Below are 20,074 nucleotides of genomic sequence, written 5' to 3'. Positions count from 1 at the left end.
TACATAAAAATGCTCGAGAATCTTTTATTCTGAGCATTTTTATGGTTGTTACTTTATGTAATTTATAGCGTGCGTATTCTTCACTTCATATGTAAATCGATAATACAGTTGATTAATTTTATTATGAAAATATAAGAGCCTTGCTACAATCTAGTGTGTGATAAGGCTCTTTAAAGTTGTTTAATTCTTATCGAATTAAAGCATGTGTTTGTTTAAGTGTATACATTCACCATTTATAAATTCTCTCAAATATACTATAAGTTTATATATTTCTCATTCTTCTCTAACAGGTTCAAAATAAATTGTAATTTGTTAATCGATATGCTTGTGTAACCACTGTTCAAATATCTTTAACTGTTCTTCGGTATGAAAGTAATGTTCACCCGTCTCCATAACTTCTAATTCACAACGATGTTTTTCTGTAAAATAGTTAATAGTTTCAAGTTCACACAGTTCATCCTTGGCTCCGTACAAAATATATGTATCTATATTCCATGTATTAATCGGATGTTCTTTTACATAGCATAAATAATCCCAATATAACTTTTGACCAATAGGTGTCTCTATAGTCATTTCTTTTTGCAAAAGCTCTGGTGTTACATTAAACCATTTCATCATATTTTCGATAATTCGTTCCATATTAACTACTGGTGATAAAAATAATGCCTTTTCTACCACATCATTTTGATAAGCTAAAAGGCTAAAATACGCTCCCATACTACATGCAAACACGTTTATTTCTTTCCAATGTTCTTTTGCATAATTCATAATTATAGATAATTCACTAACACAAATCTGTACTTTGCAAGGCGTATTATCATCTTTTCTTTCTCCATGCTCAGGTAAATCAAAGCTTAATACTTGATAACCTTTTTGTTTGGCTTCTTCAGCTAATATTTGAATAATTGTATCTTCCTTATTTGACATATTTCCATGTACTGCAATAAAAATTTTATCACTCTTATCTCCCCATAAAACCGCAGGAATATTACTAATTTTAAAATTATTTTTAATCATATTCCCTCCATAAACTAAGACATATAGGACTTGGCAAAAAACGCACACACTTTATTTACCTCTGTACAGCAGGTAATATCCCCTTCAACTCCATTAAATCATCTATTACTACATCAGCCTGAGCAAGTTCATCTTCTTGCGCAAAATCAAAATTGCACCCAATTGCAAGTAAACCGTTGTCTTTCGCTGCATTTATATCACATAGCCGGTCACCAACTACCGCTGCCTCTTTTATATCATATTGGTTCATAATACTTTTAACTAAGTCACCTTTATTTAGCGATTGTATTTGTTCAATACTAAACGTTTCTGTCACCCACTTGTCTAAAGCATAATAAGTTACGATTGCTCGTAAATATTCTTTCAAACCATTACTAGCAATGTAAATGGAACAATTATTTTCTTTTATATATGTAAAATCATGATGGGTAACGTTAGTTGAAATAACTAAATCGCCAACTTTTACACCTGGATGTAATCCACCAGCAACGCCCGTATTGATGATAGAGTCTACATTAAATTTATGAATTAATGTTTGCACACATGCAGCAGCATTTACTTTCCCTACACCAGAACGTGTAATAATTACTTCTGTTCCCATGAATTCTCCAATATAAAATGGCATTCCCGCAATTGTCTGTTCTTCTTGTATTACTAGCTTTTTTAAAAGTAAATCTATTTCAATTTGCATTGCTCCGATAATGCCGATTCTGTTTATGTATGTAGTCCCCTTTATTAATTAATCCCTTTAATCCGCTCAGACATAACCGATAATAAAAATTTCGGAAGTACAAGTTGTCTCTTTAATCTTTTCGGCTGTGAGAGTAACCTATACAGCCATTCAGTTCCAGTATCCCTCATTATTTTTGGTGCTCTTTTTACAGTACCAGATATTATATCAATCATGCCTCCGATACCAATAGATAGCGGAACGTTTAATGTTTGTATGTTTTCATAGATGAACTCTTCTTGTTTTGGTGAACCTAGTCCTACGAGTAGTAAATGCGGCTTGAACTGCTTAATTTTCATTTTTATTTCTTCTATTTCTTCACCATTTACAAATCCATGCTGTCCTTTAAATTGTGCTCCTGGGAACTGCTCATTTAATTTTTCTAATGCCTTTTTATTACTTTCTGGCGCAGCTCCAAAAAGAAAGACACGATATTCATTGTCGTTACAATATTTTATTAAATCGTGAGTTAAATCCGCCCCAGTAACACGTTCTTTCAAAGTTCCTTTTAATATTTTCGAGCCAATTATGACACCAATCCCATCCGCTGTTATTAAATCCGCAGATAGTAACATCTTTTTAAACTCCTTTGATTTTTCCGTATTTTCCTTTGCAGACATAACAATTTCAGGATTTGCAGTTACTACAAACCTTGGTTTCTCTTGTTGTTCATGTAGCCAACCTTTTAATAAACTTATAGCTTTTGCATATTCTAAAGTTGAAAAAGGTATACCTTTTATAAACTGCTGATCCACTGTACTCTCCCCTTACATAAGCTGCAAATATTCATCAATGTCTTTAGAAATTTGAATAAAAGCTTTATTCCAAAATTCATAATTTCTTATATCTATTTCAAAATGTTTTTTCATAAGCTCCTCTACTGGAGCCTTTCCTGTTTCTCGTAAGAACTCTTTATATTTCGAATGAAAAGTACTTTTACCTTCTTGAGCTATTTCTAATAAGCTAAAACTTACTAAATATCCAAATGTGTATGGATAATTGTAAAAAGGAACATCTGCTATATAAAATTGAATATATTTCATCCATACAAACGGCTGGTATTCACTTAAAGCTTTTCCATAAGCTTCTTTTTGTGCAATTATAGATAATTTCTCAATTTCATCAGCACTTAAAGGACCCTCTTTACATTTTTCATAAAATGTTTTTTCAAACTGATACGATGCTCGTATTGCCATTACATAATTAAAACTATTTCTTATTTTCCAGCTAAGTAATGACTTTTTCATATCTTTACTATCCGTTGTTTCAATTAGATAATTTAAGAGTACCGTTTCAAAGAAAATAGATGCTGATTCAGCCGTACTCATTGGCAAATAATCATCTAAAAAAGATGTAGATTGTTCAAAACTCATATTATAAAAATGCCAAGCATGTCCTAATTCATGAGCGAGCACTCTTACACTATCTATACTCCCATCATAACGAATGGAAATTCGCGATTCTTTCTCACTGAAAAATGGAGCACAAAACCCACCTGGTGGTTTATTCTCTCTCGGTTCAGCATCTACCCAACCACTTTCTATCGCATTACGTGCAAATTCTGCTAATTCTTCATCAATATTCTTACATGCATCATAAACGTTTTGTATTGCTACTGAAAAAGGAATCATGATCTCATTACTTTCCTTTACCGTCATAAGTTCATGCCATGTAATTGAAGCTTTTCCTTTCTTATACACGTTTAAAGCACTTACTAATTTATCAAGGTTTTCTTCTGTCGCATTCCACATTTGGAATAATACAGTTTCTGAAATGCCATTCGCATGAAAAGATTGTGTTAAAATCTCTCTATCTTCTATTTCATTACTCTTTGCATTACGCAATCTCCCTATTTGATTTAATACAGTAGCAAAGATTTCTTTTTCCTTATGTAAAGTACTTGTAAGTAACTCGAATACTTCTAATCTTTCCTTTTCATTATCACTATTCATTGCAATAGTATTTGCTTGTCCAAAGGATAATTGTTTATTATTGTGCTCTATTTCTATCCTATCCCGTAATTGTATGTACATATTTTCCCAAGCATTAAGCTCATCTTTTATTAACTTAGTATTATCTGAAGTTTCCACTTCATTATGTTTTATTACTTGCTGTAATTCATTTTTTAGTTCCTTCACTTTCACGGTCAATTTAGTAAGGTCAGATGGTACACTTTCTTCAACTGATCTACAGTACAAATAGTATTCTGTTTTCTCAATAGCTTGTATTAGCTTTGAAAGAACCTCTACATCTTTTGTTACAAAATATTTCTCTTTCAACTCCAAAATTGGAAATAGAATATCCTCATTCAAATACAAGCGATTTAAATCCCATCTAGCAATTTCTTGCATTTTTATAGTCGCCTCCTATTTTTACAAATAGTTACAGATATTTCTCCCCACACAATTATATATGAAATGGCAAAATTTTGATATCTTCAAATATTTAAATTCCTACAAATACATTCTTATTTATACTCTTTTCTTCTACCATTAAGTATCATTCCACATATAAAAAATACTCCCTCTACAAGAGAGCAATTCATATAGGAAAACTTCAAAGATTTTATCTTCACCAATACCATATCGACCGGTAATCACAGATTAAAGAAAAAAGGATTGATCAAATGATCAATCCTTTACTCTACTTCATTTAAGAAAAATAACGTTATAACGCCAGGTCCTGTATGTGCTCCGATTGCTGCACCAATTGTATTTACGATAAATACTTCACAACCGAATCTTTCCGTAATTAATGATTTTAATGCTTCCGCTGTTTCTAAGTCATCACCATGAGTGATACCGATTGTTTGACCTTTAAGGTCTTTACCACGCTCTTCCATAATATCAACAATTCGGCTTAATACTTTCTTTTTCCCTCTTACCTTTTCAAGTGGTACAAGTTTTCCTTCTTCCACGTTTAAGATAGGCTTAATGTTTAGTAAACCACCGATAAAACCAGCTACTTTACTTAAACGTCCACCTCTAACAAGGTACTGTAAGTCAGCTACAGTGAAGATGTGCTCCATATGGTTCATTAGAAAAGCGACACGGTTTAAAATATCTTCTTTTGGTGCGCCGTCTTTTGCCATTTTAGCAGCTTCTAAAACGACAAGACCTTGACCAAGCGAAGCACATTTTGTATCAATAATTTCTAAATCTAAATCTGCATATGTTTCTTTTACTTCCTCTTTAATGACAACTGATGATTGATATGTACCAGACAGTTCAGATGAAAAAGCTAAATATATACAAGGATTACCTTCTTTTGCATAAGAAACAAATTTTTCTTGGAAAGTTTCAAGTGAAGGCAATGATGTTCTATAAACAGCGCCTTCTCTCATTTTTTGTAATAATGTAACTGACTCTAATGTTACTCCATCTAAATACTCTGTTTCTGCTTCATCATATACACGGAGTGGAATTAAATCAATATCATATGCTTGCAGCAATTCTACTGGTAAATCCGCCGCACTATCCGTAATGATTTTAACACTCATTTTTAAACCTCTATTCTGTTATAAATATAAAATAATAAAATAAAAATAGTACTTTTAAATTATATACGTAAAACTTAAATGAAGAAAGGAAAACACTTTATATTGTATGCACTATTCTTCAAAACTTGAACTATTAATGAAAATGATTCTATTTTAAACACCTTTTTCTTATTATTTTTCTATAACACGAGTAATTTTATAAGTATTTTGTATCAGTATATTTTACTTCTTTAGCTTAATATTATCTTTTCAAATTCATACTGTTTAAAATTGAAAAGCCAAATCCAATAATGAAGTGACCCCCGAAAGTTAGACAGGTCGTTTCATTAGGCAGCCTCTAGGGCATGAGCCCGGTATTGTACTGGGCTCATACCCTTTAATTTTGCCTTAATTCTTTTATGATTATAGTATTCTATATACTTTGCTAATTCTTGTTTGAAATGTGTTATACTTTCAAATTCTTTTCGATACAGAAATTCCGATTTCATGATACCGAAGAAATTTTCAATAACGGCATTGTCATAACAGTTTCCTTTGCGAGACATACTTTGAGTTATGCCACAATTCTTAAGAGAATGACGGTATTGTTTCATTTGATAGTGCCAACCTTGATCAGAGTGAATGAGGAGTTTATCCGGATTGGTTACACAATAAAGGGCTTGGTCCAACATCGTTGAAACAAGGGAATAGGTCGGTCTTGAACCAATTGTATACGTGATAATTTCACCATTAAATAAATCCAACATTGGTGATAGGTATAACTTCTCCCCAAATAACTTAAACTCCGTAATATCTGTAACCCACTTTTCATTTGGTTTTTCAGCTTGGAAGTTGCGATTTAAAATATTTGGCGCAATTTTCCCAACTGTCCCTTTGTAAGAGCGGTATTTTTTCATACGAACCAGACATTTTAACCCTAATTCTTTCATAAGGCGATACACTTTTTTATGATTTACTTTGTGTCCACGATTCATAAGTTCATCACGAATACGACGATAACCATAACACCCATCGTGTTCATTATAAATAGCTTGAATCAGTTCTTTTACCTCCGCATTTGGATCAGGACGATTAAAACGTTTCATCCAGTAATAGTACGTACTACGTGGAATGTTTGCGAGTTGAAGTAACTCCTTGATAGGAAATTCATGCCTTAACTCGTAGATTACTTGCGCTTTGTCTTGTTTGGTGATTTTTCTTTGTTTTGAACTAAGGCATTCAACTTTTTTAAATATGCATTTTCCATACGTAAACGCTCATTTTCCGCTTGTAAGGCTTCGATTGATCCTTCATCTACTGGCTTTATTTTTTTAACTTTCATGGTTGGACGCCCCTTTTTCTTTGATTGTAGGGCATCCAATCCTCCTGTTTCATAAGCTATTTTCCATTTCCGAAGTGTTTCATAAGACGGTATATTGAAAAGTGCCGCTGTTTCTCTGATAGATGTCCCGTGTTCATTCATATAATAAAGTACATCTAGTTTATACTGGGCTGGGTAGAATGTATAGCACTTTTCAAAGGCCTTTTCACCTGAAGACTCATATCGTCTAATCCACTCACGAAGTACGCTAGGGTTAACTCCTATAGATTTAGCAATTGTTTTTCCACTTTCTGTACCATCTAAATATCGTTTCACCGCTTGGATTTTTTCTTTTGAAGAAAATTTAGCCATAAAAAATGCACCTCCAATTGTTAGACTGTGTCTAACAATTGGGGTGCACTTCATAAAGGAAATGGCTTTTCAATTTTCATAAAATAACCAAACTTTATTTTCCATCACATTGTTTGTTTACATTCATACTTTGGTGATGTTGAATATTAATCCAGTTATGATAAATATTTATAGCCTGTACTATAATTAAAACAGTGAATATTTACCTGTAAGATGCACTATATCTAAAGAAGGTTAAACATTTTATAAAATATTTAATTTTACTAGTAAAGCTAATAAAATTTGGAGAAGAATTTGAACATTTACTGCTATGTCTGTATCTGTAGTCGTAACTGTAACATTTCTAGAATTTCTAATAACAGTTTCTTGTTTATTAATTTGTTTAATAGATGATTTTTGAAACAATTCTTGTGCTACACGGTCAGCTTTTTCACTATCTGCTATAGAAATACTTATTATAACCACGATAGCTGCTTGTAATGCAGCTTGAATAGATAACGCAGCTTTTGTATCTGTAGTCGTAACTTCTACATCTGCTGAATCTACAATTGTAATAGATTCTTCAGAAATTTGGTAAGTTTTACTTTCTTGTGCTGCAGCTTCTGAAACAGTAGCATTTTTAAAAGATGGATGAGGATTTGAGGAGTCTAATGCACTCCACCTTTTATTTTCCTCTGAATGACATGTTTTTTTCATACATTCACCCCCTTTCAATCTAAATAATTATTAACTTGTGATTGTATTTCAGAAACAATACTTTTAATTTGCTGCTTTTTTTCTGGTGATAAATTTTTTAGTTTTTCTTCATTTATCCCATGCCTATTAAAAATATCTGAGAGTAAAAGGTCTATAATTATATTCTTTTGATCCTTATCAAACTTAAAGGAAGAAAATTTATTTAAATCATCCATTTACAATATTCACTCCTATCAGTTTTCTATAAAAATTTAGATTAACTACCAGCATTATATGTATTTAAATAAAAAATGCTTGGACAAGTAACTTAATCTTTTATTTTCACGGCTTTTTACTAATAAAATCAAAAAGCTGTCTTCTAATACGAAGACAGCTTTCCTTTACTTCACATATATAAGTTTTATTCACTGTTAAATAATAGGTTCACCTTTGTTATTGTGTAGTTTTCCACACTTAATTTCCCATCAATTTTGAATATTAATTCAGTCATAATGAGAAAGTCCAAGCTTGTACCACATATTACAACAAAAAATATTTACTTAGAGTGAACCCTTATAGCTAAATATAAATAGGATAGACACTTTATAAAATGTTTAGTTTAACTAATAACGCTAATAAAATTTGAAGAAGAATTTGAATATTCACTGCAATATCTGTATCAGTAGTTGTTACGGTTACGTTTCTGGAATTTTTAATAAATGTTTTTTGTCTATTAATTTGTTTAATAGATGATTTTTGAAACAATTCTTGTGTTATTTTATCTGCCTTTTCACTATCTGCTATAGAAATACTTACTACAACCACAATAGCTGCTTGTAACGCGGCTTGGATAGATAGTGCAGCTTTTGTATCTGTAGTAGTAACTTGTACATCTGCTGAATCTACTATTTCAATATATTCCTCAGAAACTTGATCGATTTCATCTGTTTGTATAGCTTCTTCTAAAAAATTTGCATTTTTACTAAATGAATAAGAATTTACTGATTCGGAATCCTGTTTTTTTGGTTCAGAACCCCGATTTAATGGATCACGTTTTTTCTTTCTTCTACAAACTTCACAATCACACATAAAATCACCCCTTTTAGTCTAAAAAATTAACAATATAAAAATATTGGCTAACTACTAGCATTTTATGTATTTTCAAAAAAATTGTTTGGACAAGTAACTGAATTTATATTTTATTTCTAATTCTTTTTTGTAATAACAAAAAGCTGCCTTCTAATAAGAAGACAACCCTCTTTTATTTCACATTTATATAAAAGACCCATACTTAAATACACTAAACTTCATATGATATATTGCATCCTTTCTTTTTAGAATAAGTAGTCGTTACTGAAGGGCACTTTTCGAAGTGCTCTTATCTTTAATCCCCCTCTTTTTCAGGAAGAATTTTTTTTACTAAATCCTAATATGATTTGTATCACTAGGGCTGGCGATTACCACGTTTCCTTAATAGCTTCAATGAATACAGTAGCTACTAATTAAAATAACCCTATGATTTTCTCTACACTTAAACAATCTTGCGTTACCGAACACATAAACTAATTTTTATTTTGACTATGTAACACTAAATTCACAAGATTATTATCCTATGTTTGGTGAAGCCATCATTTCAATGCCAGCAATCCCACACTTTTAACTAATAACTTAAACAAATGTGCTATCTCAAGGTTCTTTTGATATAGTATCTTATGTTCTATATAATGAAGAGAGCGCTAGTATTTCCAAGGAGGATGTATATGAGTATTCAATTGGCTACATCTAACGATTTAGAATGGGTTAATAATCAATATGACTCAATAGGATTTGTACGGAGTGATTTAAAGAGAGATAAAGTTGCAATTATTACATATAACAACGAGTATGCAGGCGTTGGCCGATTAGTCCAAATAGATGAAGATACTTTAGAAATGGGCGGAATTTTTATTCTGCCTCAATTTAGAGGGCTACAATTAGCTGGTGAGCTTGTTTCATTTTTAGTAGAAACTGCAAAAAAATCACAAATACAAAATGTATATTGTCTTCCTTTTGAGGAATTAGAAAACTTTTATAAGAAATATGGATATACTGAAGTCGATACTACGAAAGAAGCAGTCCATCCAATCATTCTAAAAAAATATAATTGGTGTTTGGAGAATTACGATAAACACGTTCTACTCTTCAAATTGTAAATGTAATAAAAAAATATATTCTCAATCGTTTTTCTATCAGTACTCCTAATGGGAGCTAAAGATTAATCAAAGATATTTTATCTCTCCTTTTATAAATGGCTGATTAAAACTCAATGTTCTGTCAATACTATAGGTAACATGATTGTATTTCTCCATTCCCCCTTGGAGAAGAGCAGTTAGCTTTTGCTAACTGCTCTTTTATTTTTTCAAAAAGTCACATAAATATCTTTAATTCCAAACATTCAAAAGATAAAATGTGATAAAATTGTTATGAAGATATTTACCAACTAATACATGCGCCCTAGACTTACGTACTAGGGCGCATGTATTTTTTAGTATGTAACTCCTTCACTCATCTATTATCTACAAAATAAGTATCATATGCCTTATCAAATTCATATCCTAACTTTTCTGCTAGTTTAGCAGATGTAGTATTCGCTGCGTCCCAGTTTGGATACTTTCCATTTTCTAAGCAATCCAATATAATAGCTGCACTAACTACAGTTGCCAAGCCCTCTCTTCTATGATTGTGATCAGTCGCAACTTCAATTTCAATCCCATCATTATAAATACTATAGGAGGATGCACCGCATACAACTTCTCCATTATATAAAATGCTATAACCTATACCACGGTTTATATAATCTTCTATCGAATGAAATTGACTTGTAAAATCTTCAGATATCTTATGTAATTTGGGGCTATTTGCGATATGCTCATCTATTCTTCTTAACTCATATTCTTTTGGAAGTGCTGATATAAAAGATTGTAATTTTGAACGATTAAAAACTTCTGGATTTCGTTTGAATTTATAACGTAAAAACTTATCTATTTTTCTTTCATGGAATGTTTCTAAGCGTTGTTTCCACTCTTCACTATTTACGATAACTAAAATTCTTTCTGGAATATTACGTAATAACTCTTCTGTTTCTTTCGTATTTGGGTCTCCAGCGTAAAATGTAAAAATTCCTACCATAACTTGTGCTACTGTTGGATTTTCAAGATCATTTACCCAAGCAGTACCCATATGCCCTTGTAAATAAGAAAGTAAAACAACGTTATTGAAATCCTCAAACATAGAAACTAGTTTTTTTCTTGTATGTATATTCGCTTCATATATCATTTACATTCCCGCCTTCTTTAGAATCAACCACTCTTAACATTTTCATGAGCGCTCCATAATTCGTATTCATATACACACCCACCTGTTCATCATAAAAGCAATTGACTATTAAATTGAAACTTCGAATATTTATAAAATATCAGTAAACATAAAATGATTATAACATCTACTAACTATGAAATGATCAACCTATAAAATAAGTCAACAATAAATATATTTCTTACTCGTTAACAAATGGCTTAAAGGATCAACATAATTAATTATGTAACAACCCTCAACAATAGTTTGAGGGTTCATTTAAATACATGTATTATAACTCATTTTTATAAATAAAAGATTCCGTCTCACCGTTCTTATATACTTTAGTCAATTTAACAACTGACTTGTACGTATTATCGTCATCCTCTATCATTTTTTCATCTCTTCTATTTCGGCATCACCAGTTCCGCCCTCTATTTTTAAACAGTTCGAAATGGCAAGGTATCCGCTTGATGCCAATATAAAAATAAAAATCGTATCAGGAAAATTAATAAATAATAATCCGTAGTTTAAAGGGTCTCCAGCTGGATGTGATAAAAGTAATCGAAAACCTACCAGTTCAGGTACTTGAACAAAATCTCTAGAAACTCTCGGTTCACAACCCACTTACACTCCATCCCTTCTCTATATAGAATTGCTACTACATATATATAGGAAGAAAATAAGAAAAGCTTGGACAATATAACTTTAACGTAACATTATCGTTACCTACTCGTACATTTATATGGAAATCACACCAATTTTGAGTAAGGACACATAATTTTTACTATAAATACATATAACAATTTCATCTTTCATAAAAAAAACGTTATAATGAGGTGTAGCCTCTACGATTACGTTATAAAGGAGATTAAAATTATGGCTAAAATTAAAGTGTACCAAGCAAAAGAAGAAAATATGGATGCAGTAAAAAATATCATTGATGTTGAGGAACAAAACCCAACTACTGAAAATTTACAAAATCTATATGCGTGTGTATTAGATACTGAAGATATGGCATTGCCTGAATCATATATTGAAGAAGATATCTTAATTGATTCTATTGAAGTTATGGTTAACGCTTCTCAAAGCAAAGTAAGAGACTTAGGCGCATACGATGTAATCGAAGTTCAAAACAAAGGCAAGAAAACGCAAATTTTATTACTTGCAGACGAAGAATACGAAATTATCGAAGGCTAATCTAACACCGTACATACGAAAAATCTCCTTTCCAATTGGAAAGGAGATTTTTCATTACGCTTTTGATGTTTCACTCTTTTTATTCATTTGTTCTTTCTTAATTACCATACGCTCATTTCCCATAAAGAAAATGAATATGAATGCTAATCCAGCTGGTACCAATGCCCACATGAATGTTTGAACAATTGAACTAGAAAGAGCGTCAATAATCTTATCTAATATTTGCGGAGGGATTTGAGATCTTGCCGATTCTGATAAAATGGCTCTTGAATCCCCTAATTTTGTATTCATTCCCCCGCTCATCCCTTTAAATGCTTCTTCTAATTGATCTTGGAAACCTGTTCTTTGGATCATTCCGAAGATTGTAATACCTAGTGTCATTCCTAATGAACGAATGAAGTTACTCGTTGAAGTCGCAGATCCACGCTGTTCCATACCGAAGTTATGAATTGAAGCCATACTTAGTACAGAGAATGAGAAACCTACTCCAAATCCGATAATAATCATATAAACCGTTAATAATGCACGACTTGTTTCTGGCGTTAATGTACTTAATAAGAATAATCCGATTAACATAATAACAGCAGAAATAATCATAATGTTTCGGTAGCTCAGCTTAGTCGTTAAAAATCCACCTAACTGCGCTGTTACGACTGATCCTAGCATCATAGGTAAAAGTAATAATCCTGAGTTTGTTGCAGTCCCGCCGTATACACCTTGAATGAATAACGGAATGTAAACAGTTGCTGACATAAATGCAGCACCGTAACATAATGCAATAATTGTACTCATTCCGAATAAGCGCTGCTTAAACATCTCAAATGAAATAATTGGTTCTTCTACTTTTCGTTCAATAAAAATGAATGCGATGATTAAAATAGCGAATCCACCAAATAAACTTAAAATAAAGCTAGAATCCCAATCATATTTTTGTCCGCCTAGTTCAAGCGCAAACATTAAAGAAACTACTGCACCAACTAAAGTAATTGCGCCAAACCAATCAATCTTTTGCTTTCTATGAACGCGTGATTCTTTATAAAAGAATGTAATAAAAATAAGTGCTAAAATGCCAAGTGGTAAGTTAATATAAAATACCCAGTGCCAGCTAATATAATCGGTAATATATGCGCCAAGTAATGGCCCGAAAATACTAGATAATCCAAATACAGCTCCGAATAAACCACCCATTTTCCCGCGTTTTTCAGGTGGAAAAATATCAAAAACGATAGTAAACGCGATCGACACTAATGCCCCGCCGCCAATACCTTGAATGGCACGATAAATACCTAACTGTGTAATATTTTCAGCAGTACCACAAAGTGCCGAACCAATCATAAAGACAATTAAACCGAAAATAAAGAATCTCTTTCTACCATACATATCTGATAGCTTACCGAAAATAGGCATGCCTGCCATTTCTGCGACCATATAGGCAGAAACGACCCATACAAAGTTTTCGAGGCCTCCTAAGTCACCAACGATTGTTCCCATCGCCGTTACGACAATGGTATTATCCATCGATGCCATTAAAATACCTAGCAATAAGCCCGCCACAACAAAGCCGAGCTTATTATTCTTCTCAACCATATCTCTTGCTCTCCCTCATACTACTTATATTTGTTTATGTTCTTTTACGACTGCATTACCTTTTTGATTAAAACTAGTATGATATTCTACAACACTAATTTCACATCCAGGACCAATTGTGACGTTGTTGCCTCTTACAACTTCAGCAATCGTATGTTCTAAATAGATATCATCTCCTTCAACAATTGAAGTTTGGAGGTTTCCAGCATGACTAGTAAAAGGAATAAATCTCGCTTTTTTACGAACGGTAATTTTTTTACCACCAATTTCTCTTACCTTACTGCCTTCATAACGAAGTGAGATTTGAATATTTTCAGCATTAAGTAATCCATCACTTTCAAGACCACCAGTTAATGATAAATCTTCTACTTCAATATCTCCCTTTACATTTAAAGCACCTTTTACATCTACGAAATCACCTGAAAACTTTCCTTCAATATCTATCATACCTCTAACTTTTGTTTTTTCAATATGAGCATCACCATGAATTTGTGTATTACCATATACTTTTACATATTCCGCATCTACATTTCCTTGTACTTCGTTATCTCCATACACGACATAGTTTTTCACTTTCACATTACCGCGTACATCACTCGTTCCGTACGTTTTAAACTCATTGCAACTCATATCATTCGTAATTGTTCCTTCACCGCGAATCTTCACTTTATTATAATCTCCGCCTGCTGAATTACCAGAACCATTTACTGTGAGACTATGTGGATGTTCCATACTGATTTCTCCCTTCCGTTAAACCTGCTTAATTTCTTTTACATTTGCATTTTTATCAACAGTAAGAACACCGGTATATTCAATCAGTTCAATCTCACAGTTTGCTCCTACTGTAACATTGTTTCCTCTTACCGTTCTTATGTGAGCATAATCAATATCGATATTGTCACCTTCTAATAGTTCAGCTTCTAACTGCAAGCCAAACACTGTTTTAAATAGTCTACTAAATGTACCTGATCTATGTCTTACTTTAATCGTTTGACCACCAATTTCTTTCGCTCGACATGTACCGTGAATATTTATATTAATTTCATCTGCGCTTAATAAACCACCGATTGTAAATTGTCCTTCTGAAGAAAAAGTATCCACTTCACAATTACCGTCAATTGTAGCTTGACCATTGACTTTAAATTCTTCACCAGTGACATTTCCACCTATCGTACCTTTTCCTGCAATTTTCAAACTGTTTGCTTTTACATTTTGCGTAATTGTTGCTTTTCCATCAATTCGCATCGTTTCAGCTTGAACTGTGCCATCAACTTTACCAGATCCGCTAATTCGTGCACTGCTACTTTTCAAATCGCCAGTAACTGCACCGTAACCGTTACATTCAAATTGCTCACATTCAACATTTCCATTCACAGTTCCTTTTCCGTTTAATTGCACTTTATGAAACTCGCCACCATTCGATGAACCGTAACCATTTATAATCAAATTATCTGTACGCATACTTTCTCCTCCACTACAACAATTTAGTTTTTAATGCTTCGGTATATTTCATAATCGCTTCGCGTAAAACGATTTTGGTGCCTTTTTCAAAAATTAAATCGTCCACGTTTGAGACTAATAAACATGTAGAAATCCCTAACTTTCGGACAATAATTAAGTCACAAGTTTTATGTTTAATTGCTTCATAATTTTCACGTAAAACTTGCAAGACCATTTTTCCTTCTTCTAAACTAATCTCTCCTGATTGCAGTAATTCTTCTAACATGTACACATAAAGAATATCTACAAATTGAAACTCTGCTCTTTTATTCGTTTGTTCTATGAAAAATTGTAAAACTGGTTCTGATGCAATCCCCTTGCATAAAATGTCTTCCTTTGTTAAAAGAATTTCTCTCACACTCGGCGAAAACATGTTCGCTAGTTCATCAAGTGATAAATCCTCTTTCATCGTTTGGATTTTATCGATACGCTCTAATATCTTTTCTTTCGGAAAAAATGTCTCTTGACCTGTAAACGTTGATTTTCGTACAAACCAATCTTCCGGAATTAAATTTTTTCTTTTCCACCTATATAACTGTCCGTATGAAATACCAGTTAGTTCTAATAAATCTTTTTTTGAAATTAAATCTGTACTCAACTCTATAACACTCCTTCCTGATAACAATGTAACATAACACTGTTACGCTGTAAATAGACTTTTATCACAAGTAGCGTAACAATGTGTAAAACAAACCTATTCCTACATACAAAAAAGGCTCTTACACACCTTATGAAAATGTGCAAAAGCCCTTATATATCAAGACTTAAACCAAATATTATAAAAATCAATCCAACCTTGTGAATTAATCATTATATTTTGAACTTTTTCATGTGTACTTACCTCTTGTTTATTACGATATAAAGGAATAATATGAATTTGACGTAACAAAGTATCCTCGATATCGCGTAACAGTGCAACTCTTTTCTCTAATTCTTCTTGTCTAAAATAAGGAGACAACTTTTCATGAAAGTCCATGCTGCTTTGTCCATGAATAAAACTATTTTTTGTAAGAAACATATATAATAGACTATCTTCTATTCGTTCACTGATTGTGGCACTATCATGCATCATATCGGCCTTTTGTATCGTACTTACTTCCAATAGCTCTTCTATATCAAGAAAATTATTTTCTACACGAATCCCATATTTCGCACACTCTTTTTGTATCCACTGTGCATCTTCAACATGATCTCGTCCTGTAAATGTGTAGAGTTGTAGCACTTCATTATGATAAGTACTCCTTTTAATTAAACTTTCTACATCTTCCTCAATCTCTACAATGCTTTCACCTGCTAATATTAGTTTTTTTGCCACTTCTCCACGTTCTCTGCCGAGTTCTTGAACGATTGTATAACCATGAATGATGTTATATAACGCTTTCCGAAATAACTCATCTTGCATTGGTCCTTCTTTCGTAAGATTACATGTTATATATGTCACGTTCGACTCAAGCCGAGACAATTCTTTATTATGTTTTTCTTTATCTTTATACTGCGCCTTTACTAAAACATCGTATGTACCTACACCTTGTTCTACATTCCACAACTCAACACGATCTAAAAAAGGTCTTTCACGAAAATATAAAGGATGTCCTTCTAAAATGAACAGATTTTCATTACTTTTATATAATTGAAAAGGCCCGGTTCCAATTAGCCCTCCTGCTTCATCTTCATTCACGATAGAACACTGTTCTGCACTTAGCATATGTAAAAACATTCGATTTTCTGTATGTAATTGAATTTCGAAAACGTAGTCATCCACTGAACGGATACTTTCAACGTGTTGTAACATCCATGCGTGTGCATTATTTTCCAGCTTTATAAATCTATTCAACGAGTATATAACATCATGTGCAGTAAGTTGTTTTCCATTATGAAAGTGAACTCCTTTTCGTAAGTAAAACGTCCATATTTTTTCAGCGTCATTATATTCCCAGTGAAATGCAAGTCTTGGCTCTATAATGTTTGTATTACCGTCTACATACACGAGTGTGTCGAATATATGTTTTACCATATGGCATTCTGAGCGCATTGTAGCGTATACAGGATCTAATGTGATATCTAAATTCATTTGTACTTGCAACCGGAGTACATCTCTTCTCCCTTCAGATGTCATTTCAACCTTATGACCAAATATTGAATCCACCCAGGAATGATATTCTCCCTTTACTGATGGAAAATGTGAGCTATAGCGTTCCACAAATATACTTCCGCTTTTCACATCCCCTTTTTTCATTATTTCTTTTCCTCTATCTAAAATTAAAGACATCGGGTGCTTTTGAAATATTAACTTAGACCGATTTCCTCTGCCGCGACCTGGAAACCACTTGATCCAATTTAACTCATCTAATTTTTTTATAATTAATTTACTATTGCGCTCTGTACAAAATAATGTACCAGATATATTTTGCACTGTTACTTCCAATCGTTCTCCCTCTTTTTTTCCTTTTCCATAAGCAATCCATAGTTCAATGTATTGATCTAAAATAAACATCATACTCCCCCTAAAAGGTGAAAAATCCTCCCTATAGTCTCTACCCTTTTTCCAACTCTCCTTTCATCTTATCATTTCAATATAGAAAGGAGGAATTAATATTGAATTATCTCTTACTTCGTTACAATAAACCTATTTTTATTAGATTGTGTGGTGAATTATTAACCCGAACGACTGAATCTATGTTAGCTCTCATTATGATTATTTACGTCAATAAAATGTTAAACGGCAATGTAATAATAACTATGCTAATTTTCGGATTACAGCCACTTTCAGACATTTTATTTACACTTATTGCTGGAGGAATTACTGATAAATATGGCCGAAAAAAGATTATGTTACTCGGATTATTACTACAAGGTGTTGCAATCGGCAGTTTCGTTTTCGCTCAATCTGTTTTTATATTTGCACTGTTATATGTCATTAATGGTATTGGCCGTTCCTTATACATTCCAGCTCAGCGTGCACAAATTGCTGATTTAACAAAACAAGAGCAGCAAGCAGAAATTTTTGCTCTCCTACAAACGATGGGAGCAATTGGATCCGTAATCGGCCCTTTAATCGGTGCATGTTTTTATAATACTCACCCAGAATATTTATTTATCGTGCAAAGTGTAACCCTTACGATATATGCCGTTGTTGTTTGGACCCAGCTCCCAGAAACCGTTCCACCTATGAGTAAGTCGAAACAAACAGTTGAGGCAAGTTCACCAAAGCAATTTATTTTTAAACATTATGCCATATTCGGTCTTATGGTTTCTACACTTCCTATTAGCTTTTTTTATGCACAAACTGAGACGAATTATCGTATTTTTGCAGAACATGTATTTCCTAATCTCTTATTCATACTCGCATTTATTTCAACATGCAAAGCCATTTTGGAAATCATACTACAAATCTTCCTCGTAAAATGGTCTGAACGATTTTCTATGGCGAAAATCATCCTTATTTCTTACGCCTGCTATACAATAGCTGCAGTTGGCTTTAGTTCTTCAACGACGATATTGTCGTTATTCTTCACCTTACTCTTTTTAGTCATTGGAGAAAGTATTGCTCTAAACCACTTATTACGATTCGTTTCAGAAATTGCACCTCACAATAAACGTGGTTTATATTTTTCAATTTACGGTATACACTGGGATATATCTCGAACGTGCGGACCAGTTATGGGTGCAGTTTTATTAAGTAAGTTAAATGGAAGTATGCTGTTTTATATTTGTGCTAGTTTCTTATTAATTGGAGGTATTGTTCAAGCACTGTTTGTTCAAAATTTAGAACGTAAAAAAATCATGAACCAGCCTACACATAATTTATAGGTTACTACTTTTTCAGTAGATCAATATTTCTTATTGGATGAATATTAAAAAACAAAAGTGAAGTATTTCGCGTATGAAAGTATGTTTTATATGGCAGGAGACGTTCCTTATTTACAACTAAAAACACCTCACTTAAGGAAAGTGAGGTGTTTTTGAAATCACTTAATTTCTTATCCTGCCATTTTATTAATACTATCCTCTGGTGAAAATACAGAAATATGATCTACCTTACCAGTCGATTTTGGAATGACAAATTTCAGCTCATACTGGTTATTTACTTTGTATACATATATTTTATCTTCACCATTCTCTTTAACTGAAGATGGTTTTCCTAATGCTTTTTCAATTTCTTGTAATGTAATCAATTTTAGTTCTGCATGATATGAGCGTACATCAAAAACTTGTGACCCTTTATTAAATCCGAAAACAATATTTTTATTTGTAAAAGTTGCGTACATTCCGTTCCCTGCATATTCGGTTTTATTTGCTTTCCCCCACGCTTTTTCAATTTCTTCAATATCCCCTGTATGGGCTCCAAATGGTACATTAGGTACTTTTCCTTCTTTTGCGAGTTCAAACAAATCTTTAACGTGGTTAATTGATTTTTGATTAAGTGTTCTATTTTTCGAATCTGGGTCAGGCGATGGTTTTGTTGTTTTTTCATTGCTTGGTTTTGCTTCAGGATTTTTCTGTTCTTCTGAAAAATTACTTTGTTCATTTTTATTATTTTCCGAGGTTGGATTTGTTTCCTTTTTTTCGTCTGTCCCTTTACATGCGACTAGCGCAAACATACATGTAAACACCAAAAATAACATAACTATTTTTAAATATATTTTCATCATTTTTACCCCCTATTGCATCTTATTCATTTCGTTAACCAACCCATTACATTACTTTTCAAATTATGTTTGTTCCAAAAAGTCAGTGCTTCACTCTCTCCAAAAGCTTGTACAAAACATATTACAAAAGCTGTTTCTAAAAAGTAACCAAGTCTGTTATATCCGAAGTAACTACCTCTTGATAAACGAAACCATTTTCATCTCCTTATTTA

18 protein-coding genes and 4 pseudogenes are annotated in these 20,074 nt (G+C 32.6%); 3 read left to right on the top strand and 19 right to left on the bottom strand.

Features of this window, described 5'->3' with window-relative positions:
• Positions 1-312: 312 nt before the first annotated feature.
• The 10 genes and pseudogenes from QCI79_RS26290 to QCI79_RS26250 all read right to left on the bottom strand — a co-directional run bounded on the left by QCI79_RS26290 (position 313) and on the right by QCI79_RS26250 (position 8,682).
• Complete coding sequence (locus QCI79_RS26290) at positions 313-1,017, bottom strand: alpha/beta hydrolase (RefSeq protein WP_000594618.1); 705 nt, start codon at positions 1,015-1,017, stop codon at positions 313-315.
• Between the two features lie 55 nt (positions 1,018-1,072).
• A pseudogene (locus QCI79_RS35065) lies at positions 1,073-1,501 on the bottom strand (nucleosidase); the annotation flags it as partial.
• Positions 1,490-1,708 (bottom strand): annotated as a pseudogene (locus tag QCI79_RS35060) (phosphorylase family protein); the annotation flags it as partial. The pseudogenes QCI79_RS35065 and QCI79_RS35060, both read right to left, overlap by 12 nt.
• Positions 1,709-1,752: 44 nt before the next feature.
• Positions 1,753-2,502 (bottom strand): WecB/TagA/CpsF family glycosyltransferase, encoded by a 750-nt coding sequence (locus QCI79_RS26280; protein WP_000372655.1) that lies wholly within the window; start codon positions 2,500-2,502, stop codon positions 1,753-1,755.
• 12 nt (positions 2,503-2,514) lie between these two features.
• Positions 2,515-4,098, bottom strand: coding sequence for a M3 family metallopeptidase (locus QCI79_RS26275; RefSeq protein ID WP_001155355.1), 1,584 nt, complete (start codon positions 4,096-4,098; stop codon positions 2,515-2,517).
• A 287-nt stretch (positions 4,099-4,385) separates the two neighbouring features.
• Positions 4,386-5,246, bottom strand: a complete 861-nt coding sequence (locus QCI79_RS26270; RefSeq protein ID WP_000111642.1) for a DegV family protein — start codon at positions 5,244-5,246, stop codon at positions 4,386-4,388.
• Positions 5,247-5,572: 326 nt separating this feature from the next.
• Positions 5,573-6,918 (bottom strand): IS3-like element ISBth10 family transposase gene (locus QCI79_RS26265; RefSeq protein ID WP_209291797.1). Its coding sequence is split into 2 segments (ribosomal slippage): positions 5,573-6,477 and positions 6,477-6,918, totalling 1,347 coding nucleotides; the frame shifts between segments, so codons are not numbered across the junction.
• Between the two features lie 243 nt (positions 6,919-7,161).
• Positions 7,162-7,614 carry a spore coat protein gene (locus QCI79_RS26260; protein WP_000750489.1) on the bottom strand — a complete coding sequence of 151 codons (453 nt, stop codon included), beginning with the start codon at positions 7,612-7,614 and terminating at the stop codon, positions 7,162-7,164.
• Positions 7,615-7,628: 14 nt separating this feature from the next.
• Positions 7,629-7,829, bottom strand: a complete 201-nt coding sequence (locus QCI79_RS26255) for a spore coat protein W (protein WP_000342253.1) — start codon at positions 7,827-7,829, stop codon at positions 7,629-7,631.
• Positions 7,830-8,196: 367 nt separating this feature from the next.
• Positions 8,197-8,682: a spore coat protein gene (locus tag QCI79_RS26250; protein ID WP_000332786.1), complete on the bottom strand. Its 486-nt coding sequence runs from the start codon at positions 8,680-8,682 to the stop codon at positions 8,197-8,199.
• Positions 8,683-9,353: 671 nt separating this feature from the next.
• On the opposite strand from QCI79_RS26250, the gene QCI79_RS26245 reads away from it, so the two are divergent.
• Positions 9,354-9,785, top strand: a complete 432-nt coding sequence (locus QCI79_RS26245; protein WP_000027162.1) for a GNAT family N-acetyltransferase — start codon at positions 9,354-9,356, stop codon at positions 9,783-9,785.
• A 352-nt stretch (positions 9,786-10,137) separates the two neighbouring features.
• Here QCI79_RS26245 and QCI79_RS26240 read toward each other — a convergent pair whose 3' ends face one another.
• Positions 10,138-10,908, bottom strand: coding sequence for a GNAT family N-acetyltransferase (locus QCI79_RS26240; protein WP_000638732.1), 771 nt, complete (start codon positions 10,906-10,908; stop codon positions 10,138-10,140).
• Positions 10,909-11,218: 310 nt separating this feature from the next.
• Positions 11,219-11,544 (bottom strand): annotated as a pseudogene (locus tag QCI79_RS26235) (BC_2878 family exosporium-associated protein); the annotation flags it as partial.
• Positions 11,545-11,805: 261 nt separating this feature from the next.
• Here QCI79_RS26235 and QCI79_RS26230 point away from each other — a divergent pair.
• On the top strand, positions 11,806-12,126 hold the full coding sequence (locus tag QCI79_RS26230; protein ID WP_001062731.1) for a hypothetical protein: 321 nt from the start codon (positions 11,806-11,808) through the stop codon (positions 12,124-12,126).
• A gap of 54 nt (positions 12,127-12,180) precedes the next feature.
• Here QCI79_RS26230 and QCI79_RS26225 read toward each other — a convergent pair whose 3' ends face one another.
• The 5 genes from QCI79_RS26225 to QCI79_RS26205 all read right to left on the bottom strand — a co-directional run bounded on the left by QCI79_RS26225 (position 12,181) and on the right by QCI79_RS26205 (position 17,707).
• The gene (locus QCI79_RS26225; protein WP_021728554.1) at positions 12,181-13,713 is read right to left on the bottom strand and encodes an MDR family MFS transporter; all 1,533 of its coding nucleotides are present in this window, start codon (positions 13,711-13,713) and stop codon (positions 12,181-12,183) included.
• 24 nt (positions 13,714-13,737) lie between these two features.
• Positions 13,738-14,445 (bottom strand): polymer-forming cytoskeletal protein, encoded by a 708-nt coding sequence (locus tag QCI79_RS26220; RefSeq protein WP_000400908.1) that lies wholly within the window; start codon positions 14,443-14,445, stop codon positions 13,738-13,740.
• Positions 14,446-14,463: 18 nt separating this feature from the next.
• Positions 14,464-15,174, bottom strand: coding sequence for a bactofilin family protein (locus QCI79_RS26215; protein WP_001258385.1), 711 nt, complete (start codon positions 15,172-15,174; stop codon positions 14,464-14,466).
• Positions 15,175-15,187: 13 nt separating this feature from the next.
• Positions 15,188-15,811, bottom strand: a complete 624-nt coding sequence (locus QCI79_RS26210) for a YhbD family protein (protein ID WP_000102238.1) — start codon at positions 15,809-15,811, stop codon at positions 15,188-15,190.
• Positions 15,812-15,970: 159 nt separating this feature from the next.
• Complete coding sequence (locus tag QCI79_RS26205; protein WP_000470206.1) at positions 15,971-17,707, bottom strand: ABC transporter substrate-binding protein; 1,737 nt, start codon at positions 17,705-17,707, stop codon at positions 15,971-15,973.
• A gap of 101 nt (positions 17,708-17,808) precedes the next feature.
• Here QCI79_RS26205 and QCI79_RS26200 point away from each other — a divergent pair, with 101 nt between their 5' ends.
• Complete coding sequence (locus QCI79_RS26200; protein ID WP_001108456.1) at positions 17,809-19,023, top strand: MDR family MFS transporter; 1,215 nt, start codon at positions 17,809-17,811, stop codon at positions 19,021-19,023.
• A gap of 170 nt (positions 19,024-19,193) precedes the next feature.
• On the opposite strand, the gene QCI79_RS26195 is transcribed toward QCI79_RS26200, so the two are convergent.
• Entirely contained in the window at positions 19,194-19,865 is a 672-nt protein-coding gene (locus QCI79_RS26195) for a YjgB family protein (RefSeq protein ID WP_002098287.1), read from the bottom strand.
• A gap of 23 nt (positions 19,866-19,888) precedes the next feature.
• A pseudogene (locus QCI79_RS26190) lies at positions 19,889-20,059 on the bottom strand (aminopeptidase); the annotation flags it as partial.
• Between the last annotated feature and the right edge of the window lie 15 nt (positions 20,060-20,074).

The organism is Bacillus cereus group sp. MG1 (assembly GCF_040460035.1).
GTDB classification, from domain to species: Bacteria; Bacillota; Bacilli; order Bacillales; family Bacillaceae_G; genus Bacillus_A; species Bacillus_A cereus.
This window is presented reverse-complemented; position numbering and strand designations above follow the sequence as displayed.